18 protein-coding genes and 4 pseudogenes are annotated in these 23,305 nt (G+C 58.4%); 12 read left to right on the top strand and 10 right to left on the bottom strand.

The window, feature by feature from the left end:
• Positions 1–71: 71 nt before the first annotated feature.
• Both BF12_RS0113360 and BF12_RS20140 read left to right on the top strand, forming a co-directional pair.
• A complete protein-coding gene (locus BF12_RS0113360) occupies positions 72–1,379 on the top strand; it encodes a TRAP transporter large permease (RefSeq protein ID WP_024952711.1) in 1,308 nt (435 codons plus the stop codon).
• 511 nt (positions 1,380–1,890) lie between these two features.
• Positions 1,891–2,704: pseudogene (locus tag BF12_RS20140) on the top strand (DUF4437 domain-containing protein).
• A 142-nt stretch (positions 2,705–2,846) separates the two neighbouring features.
• Here the strand turns inward: BF12_RS20140 and uxuA are convergent.
• On the bottom strand, positions 2,847–4,022 hold the full coding sequence (gene uxuA, locus BF12_RS0113370; protein ID WP_024952712.1) for a mannonate dehydratase: 1,176 nt from the start codon (positions 4,020–4,022) through the stop codon (positions 2,847–2,849).
• A 404-nt stretch (positions 4,023–4,426) separates the two neighbouring features.
• On the opposite strand from uxuA, the gene BF12_RS0113375 reads away from it, so the two are divergent.
• The 4 genes and pseudogenes from BF12_RS0113375 to BF12_RS20145 all read left to right on the top strand — a co-directional run bounded on the left by BF12_RS0113375 (position 4,427) and on the right by BF12_RS20145 (position 8,614).
• Entirely contained in the window at positions 4,427–5,176 is a 750-nt protein-coding gene (locus tag BF12_RS0113375; RefSeq protein WP_024952713.1) for a ribonuclease activity regulator RraA, read from the top strand.
• Positions 5,177–5,318: 142 nt separating this feature from the next.
• Positions 5,319–6,338: a Bug family tripartite tricarboxylate transporter substrate binding protein gene (locus BF12_RS0113380; RefSeq protein WP_024952714.1), complete on the top strand. Its 1,020-nt coding sequence runs from the start codon at positions 5,319–5,321 to the stop codon at positions 6,336–6,338.
• 120 nt (positions 6,339–6,458) lie between these two features.
• The gene (locus BF12_RS0113385; RefSeq protein WP_024952715.1) at positions 6,459–7,067 is read left to right on the top strand and encodes a tripartite tricarboxylate transporter TctB family protein; all 609 of its coding nucleotides are present in this window, start codon (positions 6,459–6,461) and stop codon (positions 7,065–7,067) included.
• Positions 7,068–7,070: 3 nt separating this feature from the next.
• Positions 7,071–8,614, top strand: a pseudogene (locus BF12_RS20145) (tripartite tricarboxylate transporter permease).
• A gap of 98 nt (positions 8,615–8,712) precedes the next feature.
• Here the strand turns inward: BF12_RS20145 and BF12_RS0113395 are convergent.
• Entirely contained in the window at positions 8,713–9,459 is a 747-nt protein-coding gene (locus BF12_RS0113395; RefSeq protein ID WP_024952716.1) for a siderophore-interacting protein, read from the bottom strand.
• On the bottom strand, positions 9,452–9,907 hold the full coding sequence (locus BF12_RS0113400; RefSeq protein WP_024952717.1) for a MarR family winged helix-turn-helix transcriptional regulator: 456 nt from the start codon (positions 9,905–9,907) through the stop codon (positions 9,452–9,454). Before BF12_RS0113400 ends, BF12_RS0113395 begins: the two co-directional genes overlap by 8 nt.
• Before the next feature lie 216 nt (positions 9,908–10,123).
• Between BF12_RS0113400 and BF12_RS0113405 the strand changes: the two genes are divergently transcribed.
• Entirely contained in the window at positions 10,124–10,798 is a 675-nt protein-coding gene (locus tag BF12_RS0113405) for an HAD family hydrolase (protein WP_035160165.1), read from the top strand.
• A 30-nt stretch (positions 10,799–10,828) separates the two neighbouring features.
• On the opposite strand, the gene BF12_RS20150 is transcribed toward BF12_RS0113405, so the two are convergent.
• The 6 genes and pseudogenes from BF12_RS20150 to BF12_RS20160 form a co-directional block, all read right to left on the bottom strand.
• Positions 10,829–11,185: an ankyrin repeat domain-containing protein gene (locus BF12_RS20150; RefSeq protein ID WP_051511001.1), complete on the bottom strand. Its 357-nt coding sequence runs from the start codon at positions 11,183–11,185 to the stop codon at positions 10,829–10,831.
• Positions 11,182–11,415 carry a hypothetical protein gene (locus BF12_RS21240; RefSeq protein WP_051511002.1) on the bottom strand — a complete coding sequence of 78 codons (234 nt, stop codon included), beginning with the start codon at positions 11,413–11,415 and terminating at the stop codon, positions 11,182–11,184. The genes BF12_RS20150 and BF12_RS21240 overlap by 4 nt, the downstream gene beginning before the upstream one ends.
• Before the next feature lie 89 nt (positions 11,416–11,504).
• Positions 11,505–13,031: a catalase gene (locus BF12_RS0113415; RefSeq protein WP_024952719.1), complete on the bottom strand. Its 1,527-nt coding sequence runs from the start codon at positions 13,029–13,031 to the stop codon at positions 11,505–11,507.
• A 715-nt stretch (positions 13,032–13,746) separates the two neighbouring features.
• Positions 13,747–15,354: a BCCT family transporter gene (locus tag BF12_RS0113420; RefSeq protein ID WP_024952720.1), complete on the bottom strand. Its 1,608-nt coding sequence runs from the start codon at positions 15,352–15,354 to the stop codon at positions 13,747–13,749.
• Positions 15,355–15,945: 591 nt separating this feature from the next.
• Positions 15,946–17,606: pseudogene (locus BF12_RS20155) on the bottom strand (GMC family oxidoreductase).
• Between the two features lie 202 nt (positions 17,607–17,808).
• Positions 17,809–19,325 (bottom strand): annotated as a pseudogene (locus tag BF12_RS20160) (CoA-acylating methylmalonate-semialdehyde dehydrogenase).
• Between the two features lie 454 nt (positions 19,326–19,779).
• Here BF12_RS20160 and BF12_RS0113435 point away from each other — a divergent pair.
• The 5 genes from BF12_RS0113435 to BF12_RS0113455 all read left to right on the top strand — a co-directional run bounded on the left by BF12_RS0113435 (position 19,780) and on the right by BF12_RS0113455 (position 22,706).
• Entirely contained in the window at positions 19,780–20,676 is an 897-nt protein-coding gene (locus BF12_RS0113435) for a LysR family transcriptional regulator (RefSeq protein WP_024952721.1), read from the top strand.
• 100 nt (positions 20,677–20,776) lie between these two features.
• Positions 20,777–21,325, top strand: a complete 549-nt coding sequence (locus tag BF12_RS0113440) for a PH domain-containing protein (protein ID WP_211242463.1) — start codon at positions 20,777–20,779, stop codon at positions 21,323–21,325.
• A gap of 59 nt (positions 21,326–21,384) precedes the next feature.
• Positions 21,385–21,729, top strand: a complete 345-nt coding sequence (locus BF12_RS0113445) for a hypothetical protein (protein ID WP_035160166.1) — start codon at positions 21,385–21,387, stop codon at positions 21,727–21,729.
• 120 nt (positions 21,730–21,849) lie between these two features.
• Positions 21,850–22,026 carry a hypothetical protein gene (locus BF12_RS22075; protein ID WP_156941181.1) on the top strand — a complete coding sequence of 59 codons (177 nt, stop codon included), beginning with the start codon at positions 21,850–21,852 and terminating at the stop codon, positions 22,024–22,026.
• A 116-nt stretch (positions 22,027–22,142) separates the two neighbouring features.
• Positions 22,143–22,706 carry a plasmid pRiA4b ORF-3 family protein gene (locus BF12_RS0113455; RefSeq protein ID WP_024952724.1) on the top strand — a complete coding sequence of 188 codons (564 nt, stop codon included), beginning with the start codon at positions 22,143–22,145 and terminating at the stop codon, positions 22,704–22,706.
• 299 nt (positions 22,707–23,005) lie between these two features.
• Here BF12_RS0113455 and BF12_RS20165 read toward each other — a convergent pair.
• Positions 23,006–23,305: ISAs1 family transposase (locus BF12_RS20165; protein ID WP_035160171.1), on the bottom strand; the 300-nt coding region annotated here is incomplete at its 5' end.

Here is a 23,305-nt window from a genome sequence, read left to right on the forward strand (position 1 = left end):
ACTCGTGAATAAGGCGGGATAAACCCTTTATCTCCTACTAATGGCACACTAAAACAGGGAGGTAATACCTGATGCTGTCTATGGATATAATTTTCATCTTGCCTTGGGCTTTGTTTGTGCTACTAGGCATTCTTATCGTCCTTGGTGTACCGATTGCCATGGCCTTGGTTCTAACCGCGACCAGCATTATCTTTCTGGATCCACGACTTACCTTTTGGATCATGTTCCAGCGCATGTACAACGGAATGGACTCCTTCGTGCTGTTGGCAGTCCCGCTATTTCTGCTAGCAGGCAACTTGATGAATGCCGCTCAAATAACGGACCGCCTAATCACTCTGTGCATGCGTTTGGTAGGGCACGTCAGAGGAGCATTGGCACACGTCAACGTTCTTGTCAGCATGCTTTTCGCCGGCGTCTCCGGCTCCTCAACTGCTGACAGTGCAGGTATCGGGACCGTACTTATCCCCGCCATGAAACGTGAAGGTTACCCAGTCAACTTCTCGGTTGCTGTCACGGCGGCATCTTCCGTCATGGGCATCATCATTCCGCCCTCGATCAACATGATTATCTGGGGTGCGTTGACCAACACCTCGATTGCTGGGCTATTCCTGGGCGGTATCATCCCAGGATTGATGATCGGAATGGCTCAACTCGGCCTGAATATGGTATTCGTGCGCAAGTACGATGTGCCCGTGCGCAAGCGCGCCTCAATGGCCGAACTGATGAGCTCAGGTAAGGACGGCTTACTGGCCGCGGGGATCCCCATTGTTATCATCGGCGGCATCATCAGTGGTATCGTTACACCGACAGAAGCTGCAGTAATTGCAGTGCTCTATGCACTGGCACTCGGGTTTGTGGTCTACCGTGAACTCAGTGTTCGGCAAGTGTTCGCTGCCTCGACCGATACCGTCAAACTATGTTCTCTTTCGTTGTTCAGCTTGGTTGGAGCCTCCATCTTCGGCTACTTGATCAGTTTCTATCAGATCCCACCAAAATTGATGGAAGGCGTCAGCATCAGCGATCCCATCGTGCTACTACTAGTAATGACAGCCGTAATGCTGCTAATCGGTACCTTTATGGACTCGCTACCCGCCATGGCTATTATGGCCCCCATCTTCTATCCATTGGCGATGGCGGCTGGAGTTAATCCGATACAATTTGGTGTAATTGGGGTGATGGCACTTGGGATGGGGCTGGTGACTCCCCCCTATGGCCTGTGTCTCATGATTTCAGCCAAGATAGGAGGTATCCCATTATTGAAGGCGCTGGGGATGACCATGGTTTATCTTGCCATGATGTTGGCCGTTATCGTGCTACTAATCTTCTTCCCTGACCTCATACTTGCCATGCCACGCCTGATTACACCTGACTTCGTCTAACAGACTGCATTCCAACAATATCTTTTGATATTGCGACCAGTCATAATCCGGACATTCCGAAGATTCTTTAAGGAATGTCCGGAGGTGCTAATTTCTTGCCTCGCATATTCTCTACCTCGCCCTCGTGTCTCATTCCCGCCCATTTCGCTCTACCGTGGCGGGCTGAGTGGCCTGCGCAAAAAATGTTTCAAACATCCCCCAAAATCTCTAATTATCGAGAAACTCTCCTCAACCTAAGGTACGAAACACTCCATGTGTCATGGCATCACCTTGGGGTCTGGCGCTGATAACATACCCAAGATGGACTGCCGATTATCATGTTTTGATTGAAAGTCTTTACGCCATCTGCCGCTATATCCCGCCGCCTGCCCGCTCTATGATTCACCGCGTCAATTGCCAGAGCATCGGCAATGTACCCTCCTTTCCATGACCAGACAGACATGCAGCCACCATGAATCGTCCCTTCTCCTTCTCCCTCGCCCTTCTCGGCCTCTCGGTCGCCTTCACCATCATGACCACCCAAGCCGATGACCACTCCACGCTTACGCTGACAAATGAAGTCGTCCAACATTCCGACATCGACTGGGGCTACCTGAACCCGCTGCGCGGTGACCAGAGCCCGGCCGCAGGCGACCTGTGGGGCGACCGCACGAAAGATGGCGCTTCGGGTTTCCTGGTGAAGTTCAACGAAGGATTCTCCTCACCGCCCCACATCCACAACATCACCTACCGTGGCGTGGTCATCCAGGGCGATCCACAATGATGACAAGAACGCCGATGAGCAGTGGCTGCCCGCGGGTTCGCTCTGGATCCAGCCGGCAGGGGAATCCCACATCACCGCGGCCAGAGACAAGGTCAACATGGCCTACATCGAGATCAATGAAGGGCCCTATCTGGTACAGCCGGAATTCGAGGCTTTCCACAACGATGAAGAACCGCTGAATGTCGCCGAAAACAACATGGTGTGGCTGGATGCCAATGACATCCGCTGGATCAAACCTGCCAGGCAGCGACGACGCCAAGCAAGGCCCGAAGACCGCCTTCCTGTGGGGCAACCCGGACGTCGCCAGTTGAGCTGCCGCCTGGTGAAACTGCCGGCCGACTTCTCCGGTGAGATCACAAGCCACGCCGACGAATTCCGCGCCGTGGTCATCAAGGGCGACCTGAGCCACGAGACCGAAGGCAAGGACGACAGTCAGCGCCTGGCGACCGGCAGCTACTTCGGCTCACAAGGCGAAATCACCCATGACATCACCACCGGCGCCGATGGCGAGACCCTGCTCTACGTGCGTAACAATGGTGCTTTCGACATCGTCGAGGACTGAGGACTGAGGTCGCCTGAACTCTTAGCTCTTAGCTCTGAATCAGCAGACATTCTGACCTGCAGGAAACAAGCACGGCCAACCCGGTCTCAAGACCGCGGGTGACCGTGCTTGTTTGCGTTCATGCTTGAGTTGCGCCCCCCCGTCAGGCCAGCCTTTGGATCGCCATCTCAAGGCCCCGTAACTCAGCCAGCCCTTTCATGCGCCCATAGAGCGGATACCCCGGCCGCGTCTCACGGTGAGCGTCATCGAGGATATGATGGCCGTGATCCGGGCGCATCGGGAGTGAAGCACCGCCCGCGGCGGTACGGCGACGCTCCTCGGCGACCAATACGCTGATGATACCGACCATGTCCAGATCGCCTTCAAGGTGCTCGGCCTCATGGAAGGAGCGCTTATCCTCACTATCACGCCCTGTGGCCCGCAGATGCGCAAAGTGGATGTGCGGTGCGAAGCGGCGCGCCATCACGCACAGATCAATGTCGGGATTGGCGCCGTAGGACCCCGTGCAGAAGGTCAAGCCATTGGCGGGACTGGGCGCCACACCCAGCAGCCAATCGGCATCCACCATGCTCGATACCACGCGAGGGAGGCCAAGCATCGGCCGCGGCGGATCATCCGGATGAATGGCAAGCCGTACGCCCACCTCCTCAGCCACCGGAACGATAGCCTTGAGAAAACGGGCCAGATGCTGGCGCAGACGCGCGGCATCGATACCGTCGTAAGCCGCCAGCGCAGCACGAAATTCCGCCAGGCTATAACCCTCTTCAGCCCCGGGTAGACCCGCGATGATGGTGCGAACCAGCGTCTCACGCCCCGCTTCATCCAATGCCTCAAGATGCGCTTGCGCGGCGCGCTGTTCCTCGTCGCTGTAATCCTGCTCAGCATGGGGGCGCTCCAGCAGGTAGAGATCAAACGCGGCAAAGGCCACCTGATCAAAGCGCAGTGCGGTCCCCCCTTCCGGCAACTGCCAGGCAAGGTCAGTCCGTGTCCAGTCCAGCACCGGCATGAAGTTGTAGCACACCGTATCGATACCACATTCCGCTAGATGACGAAGCGACTGCTGGTAGTTCTCGACATGACGCTCATGCCCGGGAGCGGCCTGCTTGATGCTTTCATGCACGGGAATGCTTTCGACCACCGACCAGCGCAGACCTGCCGCTTCGATCTGCGCCTTGCGCTCGCGAATGGCCTCAATGGGCCACACATCCCCATTGGGAATCTCGTGCAACGCGGTGACGATACCGGTCGCACCGGTCTGTCGAATCTCTTCAAGACTGATGGGGTCCTTGGGACCAAACCAGCGCCATGTCGCTTCCATGTCATCTCCTGCAGCCAGGTAAATAGCCTGAGTCGTTCGTGAGGGCGCATTGGTGGTATAGACACTTCCCATTGCGCCACAACAAAAGATGACAACTTATCGCAATTCTTGCCATGCGACCTATGTCGCTGACGTGGTTTGGTAGCCCGAGCAATGGACTTCCTGTCAGTATCGTTGGCACAAAAATGCGCATAATCCTTATATAGACAAGATGATAAGGCGACTTATCGGACAGACACCTCCCATGACAGAGACCTTGGTCGTAGAGACATTTTGTGGAGTAAAAGTTGTAAATATTTGTTTGATTGGTCTGTCATTCAGTCCTATAGTGAGTCTGGAAAGCACTGATGCCATCACCTGTTGCTCATCAGCATCACCCTCACCCAGAACATGACGGACGCCATATGACCGCGATTACCTCAACAGATCACGCCAGCTACGCCGAGCTCTCCTCTCTGACGCGTGAACGCCTGATGCGTGCATCCACCGCATCACTGCACACCCTGCTGTTCAAGCGCGGGCTGCGTAATACCTTTATTCAAAATGCTGTGCAGATGAACAGCAAGGAAACACACATGGTCGGTCAGGCCTTCACGCTGCGTTATATCCCGGCGCGTGAAGACATCGATACCGTTGCCGCCTTCCGTGACCCGAAGCATCCGCAGCGTCTCGCGGTTGAAACCGTACCCGCTGGCCATGTCATGGTGTCCGATTGCCGTCAGGATGCTTCTGCCGCCAGTGCAGGCAGCATTCTGTTGACGCGTCTTGAGTACCGTCAGTGTGCTGGCTTCGTGTCTGATGCCGGTATCCGTGACTCCGCCGCTGCCGCCGCAATGAATCTACCGATCTTCTGCGCCAAGCCCAGCGCCCCGACCAATCTGACCAAACATCATGCCGTCGAACTGCAAGTGCCCATCGGCTGCGGTGGCGTGCCAGTCTTCCCGGGCGATGTACTGGTAGGCGATGCTGATGGCGTCATGGTCGTGCCGCTGGAACTGGCTGACGAGATCGCTGAAGAAGCCAGTCAGATGGAAGACTTTGAAGATTACGTGCTGGAAAAAGTGCGTACTGGCACTCCCGTCATCGGCCTATATCCGCCGACAGATGAAGCGCGCGCCGAGTTCGAACGCCATATGGCAGCCAAACAACAGTAAGCATCTCGAGAATTGCCACTGCGGACGACAGACATCGCTAGTGTGTCGTCCGCACGCTTCTCTCAATGACCGCTCCTTGATAACGAAGGCCTCGTCAGAAACGCCACTCGACTACAACCATAACAATGTCCGGAGTCACGCCATGACCCATATCGCCCGCAAGAATCGCGTCGCCAAAGCGGCAGCATCTCGTCCACTCATCGCCCTGCTTGCCCCGCTGGCACTATCAGGATTGATGTTCGCGACACCCTTCGTCAGCACCACGGTGCAGGCTGACTACCCGGTTCGTGATATTCGTCTGATTGTGCCGTGGCCGGCCGGCGGCGGGGCAGACGCCATCAGCCGCAAGATCAGTAATCTGGCGGAGCAGGACCTTCCGAAATCGATCTACGTCGAGAATATTGGCGGGGCGATCACGGCATCCGGTCTGATGCAGCTAAGCAAGGCGCGCCCTGATGGGCATACTGTCGGCGTCATGACCTACGACAGCATCATCACCTTGCCACGCGGCAATCTGGTGCCGGGATATTCTCTGGACCGCATGATTCCCTTCGCACGTATCACCAAGGAAGCCGATGCCATCGTAGTCTCGAAACGGTCAGGCTATGAGAGCTATGAGCAGCTCATCGAGGCGGCCCGTAAAAACCCGGGCACAGTGCGGATTGGCGTTGCGCCACAAGGCTCTGGCCCGTTCCTGGCCGTACGTCGCCTGGAAGCCGCGACTGGCGTCACCTTCAATGTCATCACCTATCCGGGCTCCTCAACGGCGGAAGCCGAAGCACTGCTCTCCGGTGAGATTGACGGCGCCATCTCCAGTCTCGGCGACTTCTCGGGCATTCTGGACTCTGGCGATGCACTCGGCGTCGTTGAACTCTCCTCCGAGCAGAACCCCGCCTACCCGGATGTCCCGCCGTTGAGCAAGCTGGGTGGCGACCTCGAAACCGGGAGCTTCATCGTGTTGGCAGTGCCCAAGGGCACGCCTGATGACGTGATCAGTACCCTGGAGAACGCCTACCATAGCGCTTACGAAACACCGGAATTTCAGAAATGGATTACGGGCGTTGGCGTGACGCCTAGCTGGTTGGGGTCCGATGAAGTGAATGACTGGATTGCGGAATATCAGCAGCAGACCTTCAGTGCAATGGACGAACTGGGGCTGTAATCACGGTGACATGACGGATGCTTCGGCCCGACGTGAATACCGAAATGCTACAGCACCTTCTCCGCTCTCCATCGCTATCCGGTGTCCGACACCTGTCGGGCACCGGTAAGGACTACTGACATGCACCACACCGCCCCGCAGCCGCCGCCGCGCCATTGGCTGATCAGCGGCTCGACACCTCTGACGCTAGCACTGACAGCACTGAGTGGGCTCTATCTCATCAGCGCACTGCAACTGGCATCGCCGATGGAGAATGGCCGCCTCTCGCCATCATTCTTCCCCTTGCTAATCGGTCTGATTGCCTGCGCCCTGTGCCTGGCACAATTGATCGCCAATTATCGTGCTGCACGCCAAAGCCTCCTGCACTCTCCCGCAACAACTGCTGAAGAACACCATGCAGCGCCCGACTCAACAGATGAGTCCGAAGCAGGGACTGCGGAAGAGGAAATGCCAGCCACGGGCGTACTGAGTTGGTTCACACCTGCTCTGCGTCTGATGACAGTAACTGCACTCTATATTCTGGCCTTCTCGCATCTCGGTTATCTGCTGTCGTCTGCACTCTATGTCTACGCCATCATGCTGCTGTTCTCAGGGCGCCAGAAGTGGATGAGCAAGGCGTTGATCGCCTGCGTGGTTGCCGGACTGGGCTATGTACTCTTCGAGCAGCTCTTCAATGTTCACCTGCCCACCCTTGAACTGCCTGCCCTTGGGCTTGGTAGCGGGAGCTAAGTCATGGATTTCATCGTTCAGGTATTCTCAAGCTTTGCGCTACTGCTCGACCCGATCATCCTGTTCTATGTCGTGGCAGGCTTCGTGATCGGCACCATCTTCTCGGCAATTCCAGGCCTGACCGCCACCCTGGCGCTCGCCCTGCTCTTGCCACTGACCTATAGCCTCGATGTCACCACTGCATTGATGGCATGCGCCAGTATTTATATGGCCGGCATGTGCGGCGGTAGCATTACCGCGACCACCATCAATATTCCCGGTGCACCGTCCTCGATGATGACAGCACTGGAAGGCTATCCGATGCAGCAGCGTGGTCAGGGAGCGCTTGCACTGGGTCATGCCTCTTTTGCCTCGATGATCGGCGGTAGCTCGGCGCACTATTACTTATCGTGCTTGCCCCCTTCATTGCCGAGGCCTCATTACTGGTCAAGACCACCGGCAAGTTCTCGCTGATTGCCTTTGCACTGATCGTGATCGTGGTGGCTCAGCGTGGCAATATCCGCAAAGCAGGGATTACCGCCTGCCTGGGTCTGATGCTCGCGACAGTAGGACTGGACGCCATGCAGCCGCTGGCCCGCTTCACCTTCGGTGTCGGCGAGCTAACGGCAGGAATTGATCTGATGCCGGTCATCATTGGCACCTTCGCTATCAGCGAGCTGCTGATTCAAGTAGGTAATCGCAAGAAAGATGCCGATATTCGACGTCAGCTAAAGTCCAGCACTCAACTGAAGCGTCGTGACTTCATTCCACCGCTAAGCGCGATTCGTGAAATTGGCGTGGCCTGCTATCTGAAATCGACGGTGATCGGGTATCTGGTCGGGACGTTACCGGGTGCCGGCGGCTCGATGGGCGGCTTCCTCGCCTATGTCGAGACCGTGCGAACCTCCAAGAAGCCGGAAAGCTTCGGCAAGGGGAATCCGCAAGGTATCGCGGCGGCTGAAAGCGCCAACAATGCGGTCTGCGGTGGTGCACTGGTGCCGATGCTGACCTTCGGCATTCCGGGTGATCCGGTCACGGCTATCGTACTTGGTGTACTGGTGATCAATGGCATCCAGCCGGGGCCGCAGCTGATGGCGTCACAATCCGGGCTAATCGCGCCGATGCTGGCCTCGCTGCTGTTCAGCGCCCTGATCCTGATTCCCCTGACGCTTTATCTGATGGGCCCATACTTCCTGCGCATCGTCACCATCCGCAAGGACGTGCTTTACGGCGCCATCGCGTTGCTGGCCGTGGTCGGCAGCTTCGTGGCCACCTACTCCGTGTTCCAGATGATGATGACGCTGGTGCTGGGCATCGTCGCCTACCTGATGCGCAAGCATGATTACCCGGTGATCACGCTGCTGCTGGGCTTCATCCTTGGCCCGAACCTGGAAGAGTTCCTGCGTCGCGCGCTGACGCTGTCCAACGGCAACCCGATAACCTTCATCACCACGCCGGACAGCTTGTTCTTCGTGGTACTGACCGTGGTGTTTGTCTACTTCCTCGGGATTCGCAAGCCGGTGCAGCTCAAGAAGACATCTGCCGAGAAAGCCAGTTCTACCGGCTAGGCTCACCCCATACAGCATCGCACCAATAAAAACTCATCCATGAAAAAGCCTGACACATCACTGTGTCAGGCTTTTTCATGTCAGTCGGCACAGAACGCTCAAGCCTCTGCTGATTCATTGTCCTGTTGCTTGGCCAGTTTGTGGCCGTCTTCGGTCTGGCCGATCTTCCAGTAACTGGAGACATAGAAGTGCGACTTGGGAATCTCGTGCTCCTCTTTCAAGAAGCGGCGTAGTGCGCGCATGCTGCCAAACTCACATGCCGCCCAGACAGCAAGCTCCCCCTCCTGCCAAGGCAGTGATTTCACCTTTTCAAGTAATGGAGTACCGTCCGGATCAGGATGCGGATTGACCACCCAGTGCAACTGAACGCCCTCTGGATGCGCCAGTAGCTGAATATCGGCGTCATCCGTCACCTCAAGTACCGCGTGCCCCTGCGCGCCTTGCGGCAACTCGGCAAGGTTGACACTGATCGCGGGCAGCGCCGTCATGTCACCGGCCAGCAAGAACCAGTCTGCAGCGTGGTTGATCAACTTCTTCGGGCCAGGGCCACCAATCAAGATGCGATCACCGGGCTGAGCGTTAGTGGCCCAGAGAGAAGCCGGCCCCATGTGCTCATGCAGCGCGAAATCGACATCAATTTCAGTCGGACGCTGATGGCGAATCGTGTAGGTTCTCATCAGTGGACGCTCCCCTTCGCCACGAGGGAAAAGCAGCTTGATATAGGCACTCTCTTGTTCCTGAGGGAAGTCGACAAGCCCATCACCGCCAAGCGTGATGCGAAGCATATGCTGCGTGACCTTCTCGGTACGAATCACTTCAAGCTCACGTGGGGCAGGCTTACTCATGGTCATCTTTCTCCTTGTCAGCGGTATCAGCAGCGTTCTGAGTCATGGTGGCGGTGATGCGCATGAATGCCTCGATATCCTCGGCACTGAGCTGCCCTGTCATCTGCACAGCAGCCTCTTCTTCTAGCGCCTCAATCCTACCCAGCATCTTCAGCCCCGCATCAGTGGGCACCAAAAACTGGCTGCGCCGGTCATGCGGGTTGTCTCTCTTTTCAACCAGCGCATCATTCATCAGCTCATTGATAATGCGTGTCACCCGTGCCTTATCCTGCCCCATGCGCTGCACGAAAGTACCTGCCGTACTGTCAGGAATCCGGCAGATTCCTTTCAGCATGCGTATGTGCGTGATGGACAGCGGAATCTGATGCCTGATGACGCCTGCGCGCAACTGCCTCTTGTAGACATGTAGCAGCTGATGCAGCGCTTCGTTGAGGGACTGGGTCGCCATGATGCACTCGATAGATAGTTGGTATAAGTCAACTATATCCAGATGGTTGATAATGTCAACCAATATACTATTCCTCACTCGAGAAGTAGTATCGACAAGAGAGCGTAATACCCTGTCAGACAAGGTGATTTACCGCGAAGTAATGCATGGCCGAGGACATGCAGAAACTGATACTGTCAGGGTCTCACCCCGTCCTGACATGAATACGAGAGCGTGATGGCCGAACTCTGCCTGCTGTTTGATTCTGATGGCACTCTGGTGGATAGCGAGGTTTTGCTCGCTGATGCCATGGTCTCCACTCTGCCTCGCTATGGCTTGCCCTTCACTACCGAGCGATATCTGAACGAATTTCGCGGCATGCGCTTCCTCAGCATTGTGCGTGTTCTCGAAGCGGTGCATGGCGAGATGGAAGCCGGGCCGCTGCGCCAGATGGAGAGCGAGATGCGCGCCTTGCTCGAAGAGCACATGAAGGTGCGGTTGACCTCGATGCCCGGCATGCCGGAAGCGCTGTCAGCACTGTCGGGCTATCCGTGTGGCGTGGTCTCTAACGGGCCGGAGCGCAAGGTGCGACTCGCATTGGACAGTACTCGGTTGGCACGTTTCTTTGATGGCCACATCTTCAGTGCGTATACGCTCGGTGTGTGGAAGCCTGACCCGCGCATCTATCGCCTTGCCGCTGAACAGATGGGCTTTGCGCCCTCTCGCTGTGTCGTGATCGATGACGCCATGGTGGGCGTGCAGGCAGGGCTCGACGCGGGCATGCATGTGATCCACTTCGCACATCACGAAGATGGCCTCGGGACGCCGCCCGGGGCACTGCGCATGCGCCATGCACGCGAATTACCGGGGCTAGTGGCTCAGATTTCCCAACACATTTCAGCCCAAGGCTGATACGCCTTGGGCAGGTGTGGGACATGCAGCTTAGAGATTGAACTTCACCAGGGTGACGATGCGTGACAGGCCCTGAGCGGCGGCCAGAGACTCGGCGGTATTGCCTTGCTGATCCGCAATTCCGGGGTCGGCCCCGGCATCGAGCAGATGCCTGATGATGGTTTCCCGCCCGAACAGCGAGGCCATCATCAGCGCCGTCTGGCCACTGGCATTGCGATGATTCACATCACAGTCGGTATTGGCCAACAGCCAGTCTGCCGTCTCGACATGCCCACGGAAGGCCACGCCCATGAAGGCATTGCTGCCTCTTTCATCCACGGCACAGGCGTCCACCCCATACCCCTTGAGCAGGGCCAGAGTGCTGGTATGCCCGTAGTAGGCAGTCATGATGAACGGCGTATAGCGTGGGATTCCGTGATCGACAGGTCTCCGCCCTGGTCGTGGTAGCGTTCGATGGCGGCGTTGTCGCCCTCACGCGCGGCATCCATGATGTCCATGCCCTCGTCCGCCTGCGCCGGGAGGGCGAGCAGACTCATGACGGCGACGCTGAGCGCGAGCATCAAGGTGACAAGGTTCGTGATGGATTGCCTGATGGGGGCATTCACGGTCAAGGTCATGGGACTCTCTCCTCGAGGTTGGTCCAGAAATCGGTCGGGAAGATGGCAGGGAGGCATTGCCCCCCTGCCCTGTCACGCGACGCGTCAGATCACTTCTGCTGCGCGTCGATCAGTTCCTCGACATCGTCCATGTCCACGTGAGCGACCTTGGCCAGACGCTCGCCGTATTCGTGGTCGGCCTGATAGAAGTGGCTGACCATGATGTTGCGGATCTCGTCGTTCTTGACCTTGCCCAGATCCCCACCCAGCACCTCGATCAGGTCATCCTGATCTTCCTCGGAGAAGGAGCGGTACAGCTCCCCGGCCTGAGCGAAATTCTGCTCCTTGCCGATGGGCTGCTGCTGGGTAGTGCCATTGAGGGTGTAACGCTTGTATTCGTACTGGCTGTCGTCCACCAGCGAGTCGGCGTTGCGGCTCGGCTGGTAGTTGATGGAGCCGGAACGCGGAGCGGAGTAGCCCGCGCCATCCTGATGGTTGTTGTGGACCGCCACCTTGGGGGCGTTGACCGGCAGCTGAGAGTAGTTGGCCCCCAGGCGATAACGCTGGGCATCGGCGTAGGCGAACAGACGCCCCTGCAGCATGCGGTCTTCCGACGGCTCGATGCCCGGTACCAGGTTGGCCGGCGACATGGCCGCCTGCTCGGTTTCCTGGAAGAAGTTGTCCGGGACGCGATTCAGCGTCAGCTCACCGACCTTGCGTGCCGGGATCAGGTCTTCCGGCCACAACTTGGTGGTATCGAGCGGATTGAAATCGAAGCTGTTCAGCTGGCTGGGATCCAGGGTCTGGATATAGAGATCCCAGACCGGGTCATCGCCGGCATCCAGATGGGTGTAGAGGTCATCGGTCAGATGGTTGAAGTCAGTGGACTGCACCTTGGCGGCTTCTTGCGGCGTCATGCCGTGGTTGCCCTGACGCGACTTCCAGGTGAACTTCACGTACTTCCAGTCGCCTTCGGCATTGACGAACTTGAAGGCATGCACGCCAGAACCATCCATCTCACGCAGGCTGGTCGGAATCCCCAGCGGCGAGTAGAGGTAGGTCAGCATGTTGGTGCTTTCGGGGATATGGCTGAAGAAATCGAAGTAGCGATTCGGGTCCTGCAGGTTGGTACGCGGGTCCGGCTTCAGCGCATGGATCATGTCCGGGAACTTCATCGCATCGCGGATGAAGAACACCGGGAAGTTGATGCCCACGATGTCCCAGTTGCCCTGCTCGGTGTAGAACTTGACGGCGAAGCCACGCGGGTCACGCAGGGTTTCCGGCGAGCCCTTGCTGTTGATCACGCTGGAGAAGCGCACGAAGACCGGCGTCACCTGGCCCTTGTCCTGGAAAGGTGCCGCGACGGTTAGGTCGGTGAGGTCCGCGGTGGCACGGAACTCACCGTAGGCACCGGTACCGCGAGCGTGGACGACACGCTCCGGAATGCGCTCGCGCTCGAAGTGCGCCAGCTTCTCCAGCAGGTGGTGGTCCTGCAGGAGTGTCGGGCCGTTCGGGCCGGCGGTCAGGGAGTTCTGGTTGTTGCCGACCGGCGCACCATTGGAACGAGTCATCACTTCCTGCTGCGCCAGACTGCTGGCAGAAAGGCCCAGCGCCATCACGGCCGTCAGGGTCTTCATGGGAAAACGTACGTTCAGCACCTCGCAAATTCCTCGTTAAATCAGGGAGTAACGGGGCGAGGAGTATTGGCGAGAAGCTCCCATAGCAAAAATAAATAATAGCTAACCAGGGAATAGCGAAAACCCAACGTGTTGCAATATAAGCACCAGTTGATTCATCCCGCCAACGAGGAACCCGAGGTGCGTCCGGCACGACGTGCACAACTTACTGCATGTTCATGCATACAGGTGTCGAGCTGCTGCGGTTTTCAGGTCAGATGCGAACTCCTACCTCATAAATCGCCCAGCAAGAGACCGCCAACCCAAGGCCTGAGGGCCAGACGTTCAGGCCAGGATTGTTGCGTCCTGTCATCCAATCCGAGCGGCTCTGGATACTCGATGCTGGCCGTCGCCCACCACGAATACACACGGATGAAGCCCCACCATCCGCCCACTCCCCTTTTTTGCCTTGTCGTCCGCTGCCGTCCGCCTGCTTGAGAGCCTACTGTTGAGCACCTCTTGCCAAGCGCTATAGGACTTGATCGTCCCTGGCTGGAATAACCGAGAGAAATGAACGAGAGACGTGGCCGAGCGAAGGGCTGGGCATGGTAGGCCTGAGCCTGGCCAAACCTGCGCCTTGTCAGGCGTTTCCATACGCCAGAAACGACAAGAGCCCCTCATGTTGAGGGGCCCTTGTCGTTAGGTTTTGCGCCGTCTCTTTCAGCGCATAGCGCGGTTACGCCTGGCGATTCGTCTTCTTCGGCTTGCGATGGAAGGCCGGCATGTCATCGATGACCAGTACCGGATTCAGCTCTTCCTTGGGGAAGTCATTCTTGAGCCAGCGCAGCATCGAGAGCGCCAGAATCAGCATCACCGGAATCATCGGCAGCGCCACCACGATGGTCGAGGTCTGCACCGTCTGCAGGCCACCCAACTGGATCAGCGCGACCCCGACGGCCGCAATCAGGAAGGCCCAGATCAAGCGGAACGAGCGCTTGGGCTCCTGATACCCGGACAGCTTGCGTGAGGCCACCGAGGCCAACACGTAGGCCGAGCTGTCCAGCGTGGTCGCCAGGAAGATGAAGCACAGCAGGATGAAGGCCACCGTGACCAGCTTGGCATACGGCAGGGTCTGCAGAATGCCTTCCGCCGCCAGCGGGATACCGCCGCTGTCCAGCAGCGCCTTGATGTCCAGCGCGCCGCTGATCTGCAGATCCAGCGCGTAACCGCCCCACACCGCGAAGAATACCCAGGTTCCCAGCGAGCCGAACACCAGCTCCGCGATGATCAGCTCACGAATGGTACGGCCGCGCGAGATACGCGCCACGAACAGACCCACCATCGGCGCGTAGGCGATCCACCAGGCCCAGTAGAAGACGGTCCAGTCCTTCCAGAAGGTGGAATCCCCCGCCGGGTCGGTCCACAGGCTCATCGGGATGAAGTTGCCCAGGGTCTTGCCGAGGCTGTTGACGAAGCCTTCGACCATGAACTGCGAGTCACCGACGATGAAGGTGAAGGCCAGCAGGAAGATCGCCAGGATCACGTTGACGTCGGAGAGAATCTTGATGCCCTTGGCCAGGCCGAACCAGACACTGGCGGAGAACATCGCCGTCCAGATGCACAGCACCGCGACTTCCAGCCCGAAGTTAGCTTCCATGCCGAGGATGCCACTGACCAGCTGAGATACCAGCGGTACCGCCAGCCCCAGCGAGGTGCCGACGCCGCCGACGATCCCGAACACGACGATGGAATCCAGCAACACGCCCCAGGCGCCATCCGCATGACGGCCCAGTACGCCGCGCGAGGCGACGGACAGACGCACGCCATCACGCTTCTTGACGTACATGGAGTAGGCGATCGGCAGGCCCGGCAGGCAATAGAAGGCCCATGGCGTCAGCCCCCAGTGGAACTGACCGAAGGCCAGCGCCCACTCCGCGGCCTCACGACTCTTGGCCGCCACGTGATAGGCCGGCGAGGTGTAGTAGTAGATCGGCTCGACCCACGCCCAGTTGACGATCGCGATCCCCATCCCGCAGGTGAAGATCATCGCCACCCAGCTGAAGTAGGAGAAATCGGGCGTGTCCTCTGCCCCGCCCAGGCGGACGTTGCCGTAGCGGCTGAAGGCCAGCCAGATGAGGAATCCGACGACGCTCAGGCCGGCCACCAGATACAGCCAGCCGAACTTGCCGGTGGCGAAGGAGAAAGCGGCATTGATCAGCGCGGTGCTGGCATCCGGGAACAGGATGACCGGGCCGATGAAGGCCAGGATGACCAATACGGCGGGGATGAAGACACGCGGGTCCAGATGATCGCCATCACTGGCGGGGGGAACTGCTTCTTGCACGACTACCACCTTAGTGAGAAAGCCCGAGCAAGAGGGGCGAGACGTCGCTCTTGCTCGGGCAGTTCGCTGTATTCAATAATTTTTCGTAATGAAAAGAGCGCGGCATTATACATTTTTTATTCCACGCGCATTATACTTTCCCGGCAACCGCGAAAAGCATGAATCGCGACACGGTATTTTCTCATGCAAACATGAATTTCATTCATTAATCTCGCACTGCGCACTTCACATCCTCGCGCCCCCTCGTACCTTCTTAACGCCTTCCTCGACCAAGTTTCCGCCAGACGCGAACAGGCCGCCGACACGTCAATGTCGGCGGCTGTGGGTCTCAAGCGCTCATGAGCGGCGACTGTCACGCAGAAGCCAGCACCTGACGCGGCAGTCTTTCCGCTCCTTGCTTCGCGAGGGTCTCGCCAGCCGATGCGCCAACGTCACACGCAGAAGCCTCGACGTTCACCTCGTGTCATAAGACGCTCAGCGCTTGAGCACTTCTCATGCTCTGGAAGCTACCCCCTGCAGGCTCAGGGTCAGACAAGCCGGCCTTGAGCGATCAGCACTGGCTGACGCATTGGGGACATGCAGGGCCTCGTATCAGTCTCCTCCGACAGCTGACTCCAGAATCCATCCAGCGGCTTTCTCCGCGATCATCAGGGTCGGCGAGTTGGTATTGCCGCTGACGATGGTCGGCATGATGCCGGCATCTGCCACCCGCAACCCCTGGATGCCGCGCACACGCAGACGGCTGTCGACCACCGCCATCGGGTCATCAGCGCGCCCCATCCGCGTGGTGCCCACCGGATGGAAGATGGTGGTGCCGATATCGCCGGCGAGCCTGGCGAGCTCTTCATCAGTCTGGTACTCGACCCCCGGCTTGATCTCCTCGGGCTTGTAGCGCGCAAAGGCTGGCTGGGAGGCGATACGCCGCGTGACCCGCAGGGAATCGGCCGCGACCTTGCGGTCTTCATCGGTGCTCAGATAGTTGGGCGCGATCGCTGGGGCCTGACGCGGGTCGGCGCTCTGCAGACGCACCGTGCCACGGCTAGTGGGGTTGAGATTGCAGACACTCGCGGTGATCGCCGGGAAGGGATGCAACGGCTGCCCGAAGGCCTCGAGGCTCAGCGGCTGGACGTGATACTGGATATTGGGGTGGGCGTAGTCATCGCTGCTGCGCGTGAAGGCCCCCAGCTGCGACGGCGCCATGCTCATCGGCCCGGAACGCTTGAACAGGTACTGCATGCCGATGCCCATCTTGCCCAGCAAGGTGCTGGCCATGGCGTTCAGGGTCTTGGCATTGGTGACCTTGTAGACTGAACGGATCTGCAGGTGGTCCTGCAGGTTCTCGCCGACGCCGGGCAGGTCCTTCACTACCTCAACGCCATGTTCCTCCAGCAATGCCCTGGGCCCGACGCCCGAAACCTGCAACAGATGTGGCGAGCCGATGGCGCCGGCACACAGCACGACCTCACGCTTCGCCGAGAGGTTGATGACCTTGCCATCACGCACGACCTGTATCCCCGTGCAGCGCAGATCGGAGGCTTGCTTCGCTGCGTCCGTCGCCCCTGTGCCAGCCCGTGTTTCAGCCCCCATGCCCTGCTCGCCGCCCGCAAATAGCAGACGATTGACCTGGGTGGAATGCCACAGGGTCAGGTTGCTGCGCTTGAGCGCCGGGCGCAGGAAGGCCTTGGCCGTGTTCCAGCGCCAACCCGCCCGCTGGTTGACCTCGAAATAGGCCACCCCTTCATGCTGCCACGGTTGAAGTCCTTGGTGCGCGGAATGCCGGCCTGCTCGGCCGCAATGGCGAAGTCATCCAGTACTTCCCAATTGAGTCGTTGACGCTCGACGCGCCATTCCCCGCCGTGACCGTGGAAATCATGCTGCCCAGGATCACTGCTGGCGCCGTCATCCAGTAGCGCGTGATCCTCGTGACGCATGAAGTCAGCCAGACACTGCTCCCAACGCCACTCGTCGTCGCCGGACACCTCGGCCCAGTGATCGTAATCCCGCGCCTGGCCGCGCATGTAGATCATGCCGTTGATGCTGGAACAGCCGCCCAGCGTCTTGCCGCGCGGATAGATCAGCGAACGGCCGTTGAGTCCCTTGTCCGGCTCGGTGCGGAACATCCAGTCGGTGCGCGGGTTGTTGATGCAGTACAGATAGCCCACCGGAATGTGAATCCAGTGATAGTTGTCACGTCCGCCCGCCTCGACCAGCAACACGCGGTGGTCAGGGTTGGCGCTGAGACGATTGGCCATCAGGCAGCCGGCGGAACCGGCGCCCACGATGATGTAATCGAATTCAGAGAGATCGTCGCCCGGTTTGGCGGGGCGAGCGTCCTGCTCGCCTCCGGGGATCGATGCGGGTTGTTCTTGTTGTCTGACATGACGCGTCCCTCTCCAGACAGCTGGCGTATGCTGGTAGGTAACCAGAATGCAGATGACCGCAGTCGCGAGCGACTTACTTGGCCGTCGGCATGGCGAACTCGGCACCGGCATCGATGGAATCCGACCAGCGCTGCATGATGGACTTCTGCTTGGTGTAGAAACGCACCCCTTCTTCTCCGTAGGCGTGGGTATCCCCGAATAGGGAGCTCTTCCAGCCACCGAAACCGTGCCAGGCCATCGGGACCGGAATCGGCACGTTGATGCCGACCATACCCACCTGAATGCGGCGCCCGAATTCCCGCGCGACACTGCCGCTCTCGGTGAAGCAACTCACGCCGTTGCCGAATTCGTGCTCGTTGATCAGCTGGATGGCGGTCGCGACGTCCGGCACACGGACACAGGCCAGGACCGGGCCGAAGATCTCTTCCTTGTAGATGGTCATGTCCGGCGTGACGTGATCGAACAGCGTGCCGCCCATCCAGAAGCCTTCAGTGCTGTCGCCGCCGATGTCGTTGCCGGTGAACTCACGCCCGTCGACGATCATCTCGGCGCCTTCCGCGACACCCTTTTCGATGTAACCGCAGATACGCTCATGCGCCTGACGGGTGACGATCGGGCCCATCTCGGCGTCCAGATTCATGCCGTCCTTGATCTTGAGCTCGCGGGCACGCTCGGCCAGACGCGGCACCAGGGTGTCCGCCACATCGCCCACCATTACCGCGACACTGATGGCCATGCAGCGCTCGCCGGCGGAGCCGTAGGCCGCGCCGATCAGGGCATCCACCGCCTTGTCGAGATTGGCGTCCGGCATCACCACCATGTGGTTCTTGGCGCCACCCAGTGCTTGGATGCGCTTGCCGTGACGTGCTCCGCGCTCATAGATCAGGTTGGCGATCGGGGTCGAGCCCACGAAGGACAGGGCGCGCACCTTGGGATGATCGATCAGCGCCTCGACGGAATCCTTGTCGCCCTGCACCACGTTGAAGACGCCATCCGGCAGACCCGCCTGCTTGAGCAGGTCCGCCATCATCAGCGAGGCACTGGGGTCCAGCGGGCTCGGCTTGAGCACGAAGCTGTTGCCTGCCGCGATGCAACCGGGAACATCCACATCGGCACCATCACCGGGAAGTTGAACGGCGTGATGCCAGCGACGACGCCCAGCGGCTGGCGCATCGTCCAGTTGTCGATGCCGGTACTGACCTGGTCGGTGAAATCCCCCTTGAGCAGCTGCGGGATACCGCAGGCGAATTCGACGATATCGATGCCGCGTGCCACTTCGCCCTGGGCGTCGGTGAATACCTTGCCGTGCTCGCGGGTGATCGCCTCCGCCAGCTCGTCCTTGTGCTCGTTGAGCAATGCGAGGAACTTGAACATCACTCGGGCACGGCGAATCGGCGGCGTGTCGGCCCAGGCCGGGAAAGCGGCGTTGGCAGCAGCCACGGCGGCATCGACATCACTGTTACGGGCCAGCGCGACCTGACCGGTCACCTTGCCGGTGGCCGGATTGAAGACATCCTGAGTGACGCTGGAGTCGCCTCGAGTCACCTGGCCGTTGATGAAATGCTGGATAGCGTTGGCTGCTGTCGTCATGGTGCTGATCTCCGCTGGCGGTGTTTTATAGGAATAAGCCTGTGTCATGCACATGTCTGGCGCTGAAGGTCCTTCGCCTGGTCTATGACGAACGAGGACATGCCATCAGCAAGTGTTCATGAAATTACGCCGCCACGCGCAGGGTGCAATTGAGTAATTCTTGGGTGAGATATAACGATTGCTGATATCCGATTTCGCTCAGACATTTCTCCACTTCCCTCGAGAACCAGAGCAACAGTTAAGCGCTTATAATCAATCAGTTACAATGAATAAAAAGGAAGAGGTTTCGACAGCGACAGGCGCTTCGATCACGAGGCCTGTCCCGGGTGAACACGGCTTACCGCGACTAATGGCCAATAGGTGGCAGAGAACGCATTCAGGCCACAATGCGTGATGCAGGGCCAGCAGCACGTGTCTCGCCGGCCAGAAAATGCCAAACACAGGGATGTCACTGATGCAGGATCTGTCCCGACTCAACGCCTTTGTCACCGTGGCGCGCACCGGCAGCGTGTCGCGAGCGGCGCAGGCGTTGCACCTCACCCAGCCCGCGATCAGCCTCAAGCTCAAGCAATTGCAGGAAGGCCTGGGATTGAGCCTGTTCGAGCGTCACCCCCATGGCCTGTTGTTGACGGCCGACGGCCAAGCCTTGCTGCCCAGTGCCGAGAAGACCTTGGCCAGCGCACGTGGCTTCGAGCAGGCCGCCGCGGCACTGCACAGCACAGTGCGCGGCAAGCTGCGCATCGGCACCATCGTCGACCCGGAATTCATTCGTCTGGGCAGCTTGCTGCGCCATCTTCTGGAACGCGCACCCAATCTGGAAACGGAACTCCATCACGGCATGAGCGGCTGCGTCCTCAAGGCGCTGCGCCAGAATGAACTGGAAATCGGCTTCTACCTCGCTCCCCCCGGAGAAGGCCCACGCGATGACTCCCTCTGTTATCGCGAGCTGGCATTCTTCGACTATTTCATTCTCGCCCCCAGCGGCTGGTCAGCGCGCCTGACGGACACTGACTGGCCTTCCCTGGCCGCCCTGCCGTGGATCGTGACGCCGGAAAACTCCGTTCACTCACGCCTGCTGGCGCATGCCATGCGTGACAGTCAGTGCACACCCCACCGCGTCGCGCAGGTGGATCAGGAAGTCTGCATGCTGGACCTGGTGCGCGCCGGCGTCGGGCTGACACTGGCTCGCGATGTACTGGCGCTGGCCGAGCGCCAGGAACGAGGCCTCAATATCGTGCCGGATACCCGCCTGCCCTGTGCCTTGAGTGTGGTGTGGCGTCACGACAAGCAACACGAGCCCTGTGTAGAAGCCGCTCTGCAAAGTCTCGAAGAGGTCTGGCCGTCCGAGTGAAGGAAGGTGGCCTCCCGAGATCGGACAGCAAGCGTCATGCTGACCAGAGAGGCCGGCGTGCATTCCGCGTTCTCCCTTCTTGCACTGCCATGCAGCACACTTGATCGCCTCGGAGCTCTGGTGTCAGGGCGCGGGGCTACTCCGTTGGCGCGGGATGGATTATGCTAGTCCTGATACTGAAAAAATCCGCATGTCCCGCCAGAGGCCGAGGGAAGGCTCCTACTCATGCGCTAGCGAAGTATCCCCAGATGGCAGCACTGTCGAATCACAAGGTAATACAATGATAGATTTCAATAATAAAGGCTTTTTTAAACTCAAACAGAACGATGAATATGCCGAACGCGTCAATGACCTGCTGATCGAGGGCGAAGAAATCATTTCAGCCTATAAATCAATGCGTGACGGGGTCGTGTTTACCAACAAGCGTATTATCGCTGTCAATGTTCAAGGCTTGACCGGCAGCAAGAAAGATTTCACCTCGCTCCCCTACAAGAAGATTGAAACCTATTCCATCGAAACTTCCGGCACCTTTGATCTTGATTCAGAGCTCACGATCTATTTCTCGGCACTCGGTACGGTGAGATTTGAATTTACCGGCAAGACACGCCTTACCGAAATCTCGCAAGTCATCACCACCTATGTGTGTTGACTCCCTGCTGCTTCAGATGTGAATTCCTTTGATCAAACGGGGTTACCCAGATGAGTGACATGTCAGTCGACCAATTCGAAGAAAGCATGAAACGCGAACTCGACAAGTTCGTGCGTAGTACCAACAGAACCGCCAGCTCAACCTCCCGAGAGACCGCTCCTCGCGCGCGTCCTGAAGCACCCCGCGCCAGAGAAACCACCACGCCTCTCAAGGGGCTCAGAGTGACACTGGGCGTCAAGAACAAGCGGCTGGCATGGGAAGAGCCCTTCACGGTGCAGACTGACAGCATCTCCAAGGTTCAAGCCAAAATTCAGGCAGAGAAAGCGGCGCGCAAGGCCGGCTGGAAGATCATCAGCCATGTGATCGACTGGAATGACACCGAACGAGCTCCCGACGCTCGCTGACGACGCGCCAGCCGCTGACATCGGTTGTTCCGCTAGTTCATATCGATATTACCGAAAGGCAATTCTGTAGCACGCGGCATAGTCTCTGTAGACACATTCATTGTCTGGAGGGGGATATCGATGAAATACTTTGATGCATTATTCTCGTTGATCGCCGCGGTACTGGTCTCTGCACTACTCCCTTTTGAAGTGGAACAAGGCAATCGTTCTACCCCACAAGCACCGCATGAACGCTCTATTCTGGTGATAGAGGGATTGCTGAAGGAGAGTGAGGACAACGCATCGGTTGATACGTGAGTCACCATCACTGGATCATCGTGATAGCGAGTCGACTTGCGGCGTAAACGGACAATCCGGTCAATCGCCCGGATATTAACACGCTCATGCGCAGCGACTTCACTCGAGGAGGCCGAATGGCGGACATTCAACTACGTATTGAATTGATGGACACGGATCCCCTGGTCTGGCGTCGAGTCGTCGTGCCAGAAACGATCAATCTGCACCGACTACACGAGCTTATCCAGGACGTGATGGGGTGGGAGGAGCAACACCTCTACGAGTTTGAGTGTGACGGACGCTACTACGCTGAACCCGACGACTTCAGCGAACGCCCCATTACCATGTCGCGAAATGCCAAGCTGAAGACCCTGGTGAATCGGGCCAAGGGGAATGACTTCCATTATCTCTATGATTTTGGCGATGACTGGAAACATCGCATTGTCATCGAAGCAACAGAGGTAGAGGCAGTATCCCCCTGTCCAAGATGGCTGGATGGTGCCATGGCGTGCCCGCCAGAGGATATCGGCGGTGTGCAGGGATATGCTGCCCTGAAAGCCGCCAGTGCCGGCGAGCAGGATCCTCATGGTTACGAGCTACTTCAGATGCTGGGGGAAGACTTCTCGCCGGAGGCACTGGATGAGGAGGCCATTGAAGAGCACCTCATCCCCTTCCAGGCGGGCTTCAATCGCATGGCATGACTCAAGAGACAATAGCGGCCCTTATTGAACGTGAGTCGGGAATTCAAGTAGTTGCTTGCACCAGCGATCGGATACTCCACTATGGGCAACTGCTTGCGCCCAGCCCCGAACCTCAAAGGGCCCTGATTTCACCCGCAAGCCACGTACTGGCATAATCGACCTCATGTGGTGCACGGGGCGATGTCACTTTCGCTACCGGAGCCTCTTCATAAGGCGCCAAGCGCCGTCAGGACATACCAACAAGGAAGACGATTCATGATACGCAAGGCTGTACTGCCAGGGAAAACGCATGAAAGCTTTCAGACCGCGAGAATGTCAGCAAGATATGTCTCAACCAGTGCCGCTTTCTTCTGTTTCCGCCGAATTCCGCCTTTGAAAGATTTCTCTCCTTTCAGGTAATTCAGCGCAATATGCCGGACCCTGGCGAGGTTTTCCGCCGCCTGTCCGCGGTGGATTTTGCAGGCATCTTCACGAAGCGCCACATCCAAAGACCAGTGGAGCTTGGCCTCAATATGCCAGTGCTGCCGAGCTGCTTCGGCGAGCTTCTTGGCGGTCAACTCGGCTGAACTAATGTAGTAGCGGATCATCGGCTCTTCAGG

The sequence above is a fragment of the Cobetia crustatorum genome (assembly GCF_000591415.1).
GTDB lineage: Bacteria > Pseudomonadota > Gammaproteobacteria > Pseudomonadales > Halomonadaceae > Cobetia > Cobetia crustatorum.

Bases quoted from the DNA above. Each gene is read 5' to 3' on its own strand.
- BF12_RS0113360 (WP_024952711.1), top strand. From the start codon at position 72: ATGCTGTCTATGGATATAATTTTCATCTTGCCTTGGGCTTTGTTTGTG.
- uxuA (WP_024952712.1), bottom strand. From the start codon at position 4,022: ATGGAAGCGACATGGCGCTGGTTTGGTCCCAAGGACCCCATCAGTCTT.
- BF12_RS0113375 (WP_024952713.1), top strand. From the start codon at position 4,427: ATGACCGCGATTACCTCAACAGATCACGCCAGCTACGCCGAGCTCTCC.
- BF12_RS0113380 (WP_024952714.1), top strand. From the start codon at position 5,319: ATGACCCATATCGCCCGCAAGAATCGCGTCGCCAAAGCGGCAGCATCT.
- BF12_RS0113385 (WP_024952715.1), top strand. From the start codon at position 6,459: ATGCACCACACCGCCCCGCAGCCGCCGCCGCGCCATTGGCTGATCAGC.
- BF12_RS0113395 (WP_024952716.1), bottom strand. From the start codon at position 9,459: ATGAGTAAGCCTGCCCCACGTGAGCTTGAAGTGATTCGTACCGAGAAG.
- BF12_RS0113400 (WP_024952717.1), bottom strand. From the start codon at position 9,907: ATGGCGACCCAGTCCCTCAACGAAGCGCTGCATCAGCTGCTACATGTC.
- BF12_RS0113405 (WP_035160165.1), top strand. From the start codon at position 10,124: ATGGCCGAACTCTGCCTGCTGTTTGATTCTGATGGCACTCTGGTGGAT.
- BF12_RS20150 (WP_051511001.1), bottom strand. From the start codon at position 11,185: ATGACTGCCTACTACGGGCATACCAGCACTCTGGCCCTGCTCAAGGGG.
- BF12_RS21240 (WP_051511002.1), bottom strand. From the start codon at position 11,415: ATGACCTTGACCGTGAATGCCCCCATCAGGCAATCCATCACGAACCTT.
- BF12_RS0113415 (WP_024952719.1), bottom strand. From the start codon at position 13,031: ATGAAGACCCTGACGGCCGTGATGGCGCTGGGCCTTTCTGCCAGCAGT.
- BF12_RS0113435 (WP_024952721.1), top strand. From the start codon at position 19,780: ATGCAGGATCTGTCCCGACTCAACGCCTTTGTCACCGTGGCGCGCACC.
- BF12_RS0113445 (WP_035160166.1), top strand. From the start codon at position 21,385: ATGTCAGTCGACCAATTCGAAGAAAGCATGAAACGCGAACTCGACAAG.
- BF12_RS22075 (WP_156941181.1), top strand. From the start codon at position 21,850: ATGAAATACTTTGATGCATTATTCTCGTTGATCGCCGCGGTACTGGTC.
- BF12_RS0113455 (WP_024952724.1), top strand. From the start codon at position 22,143: ATGGCGGACATTCAACTACGTATTGAATTGATGGACACGGATCCCCTG.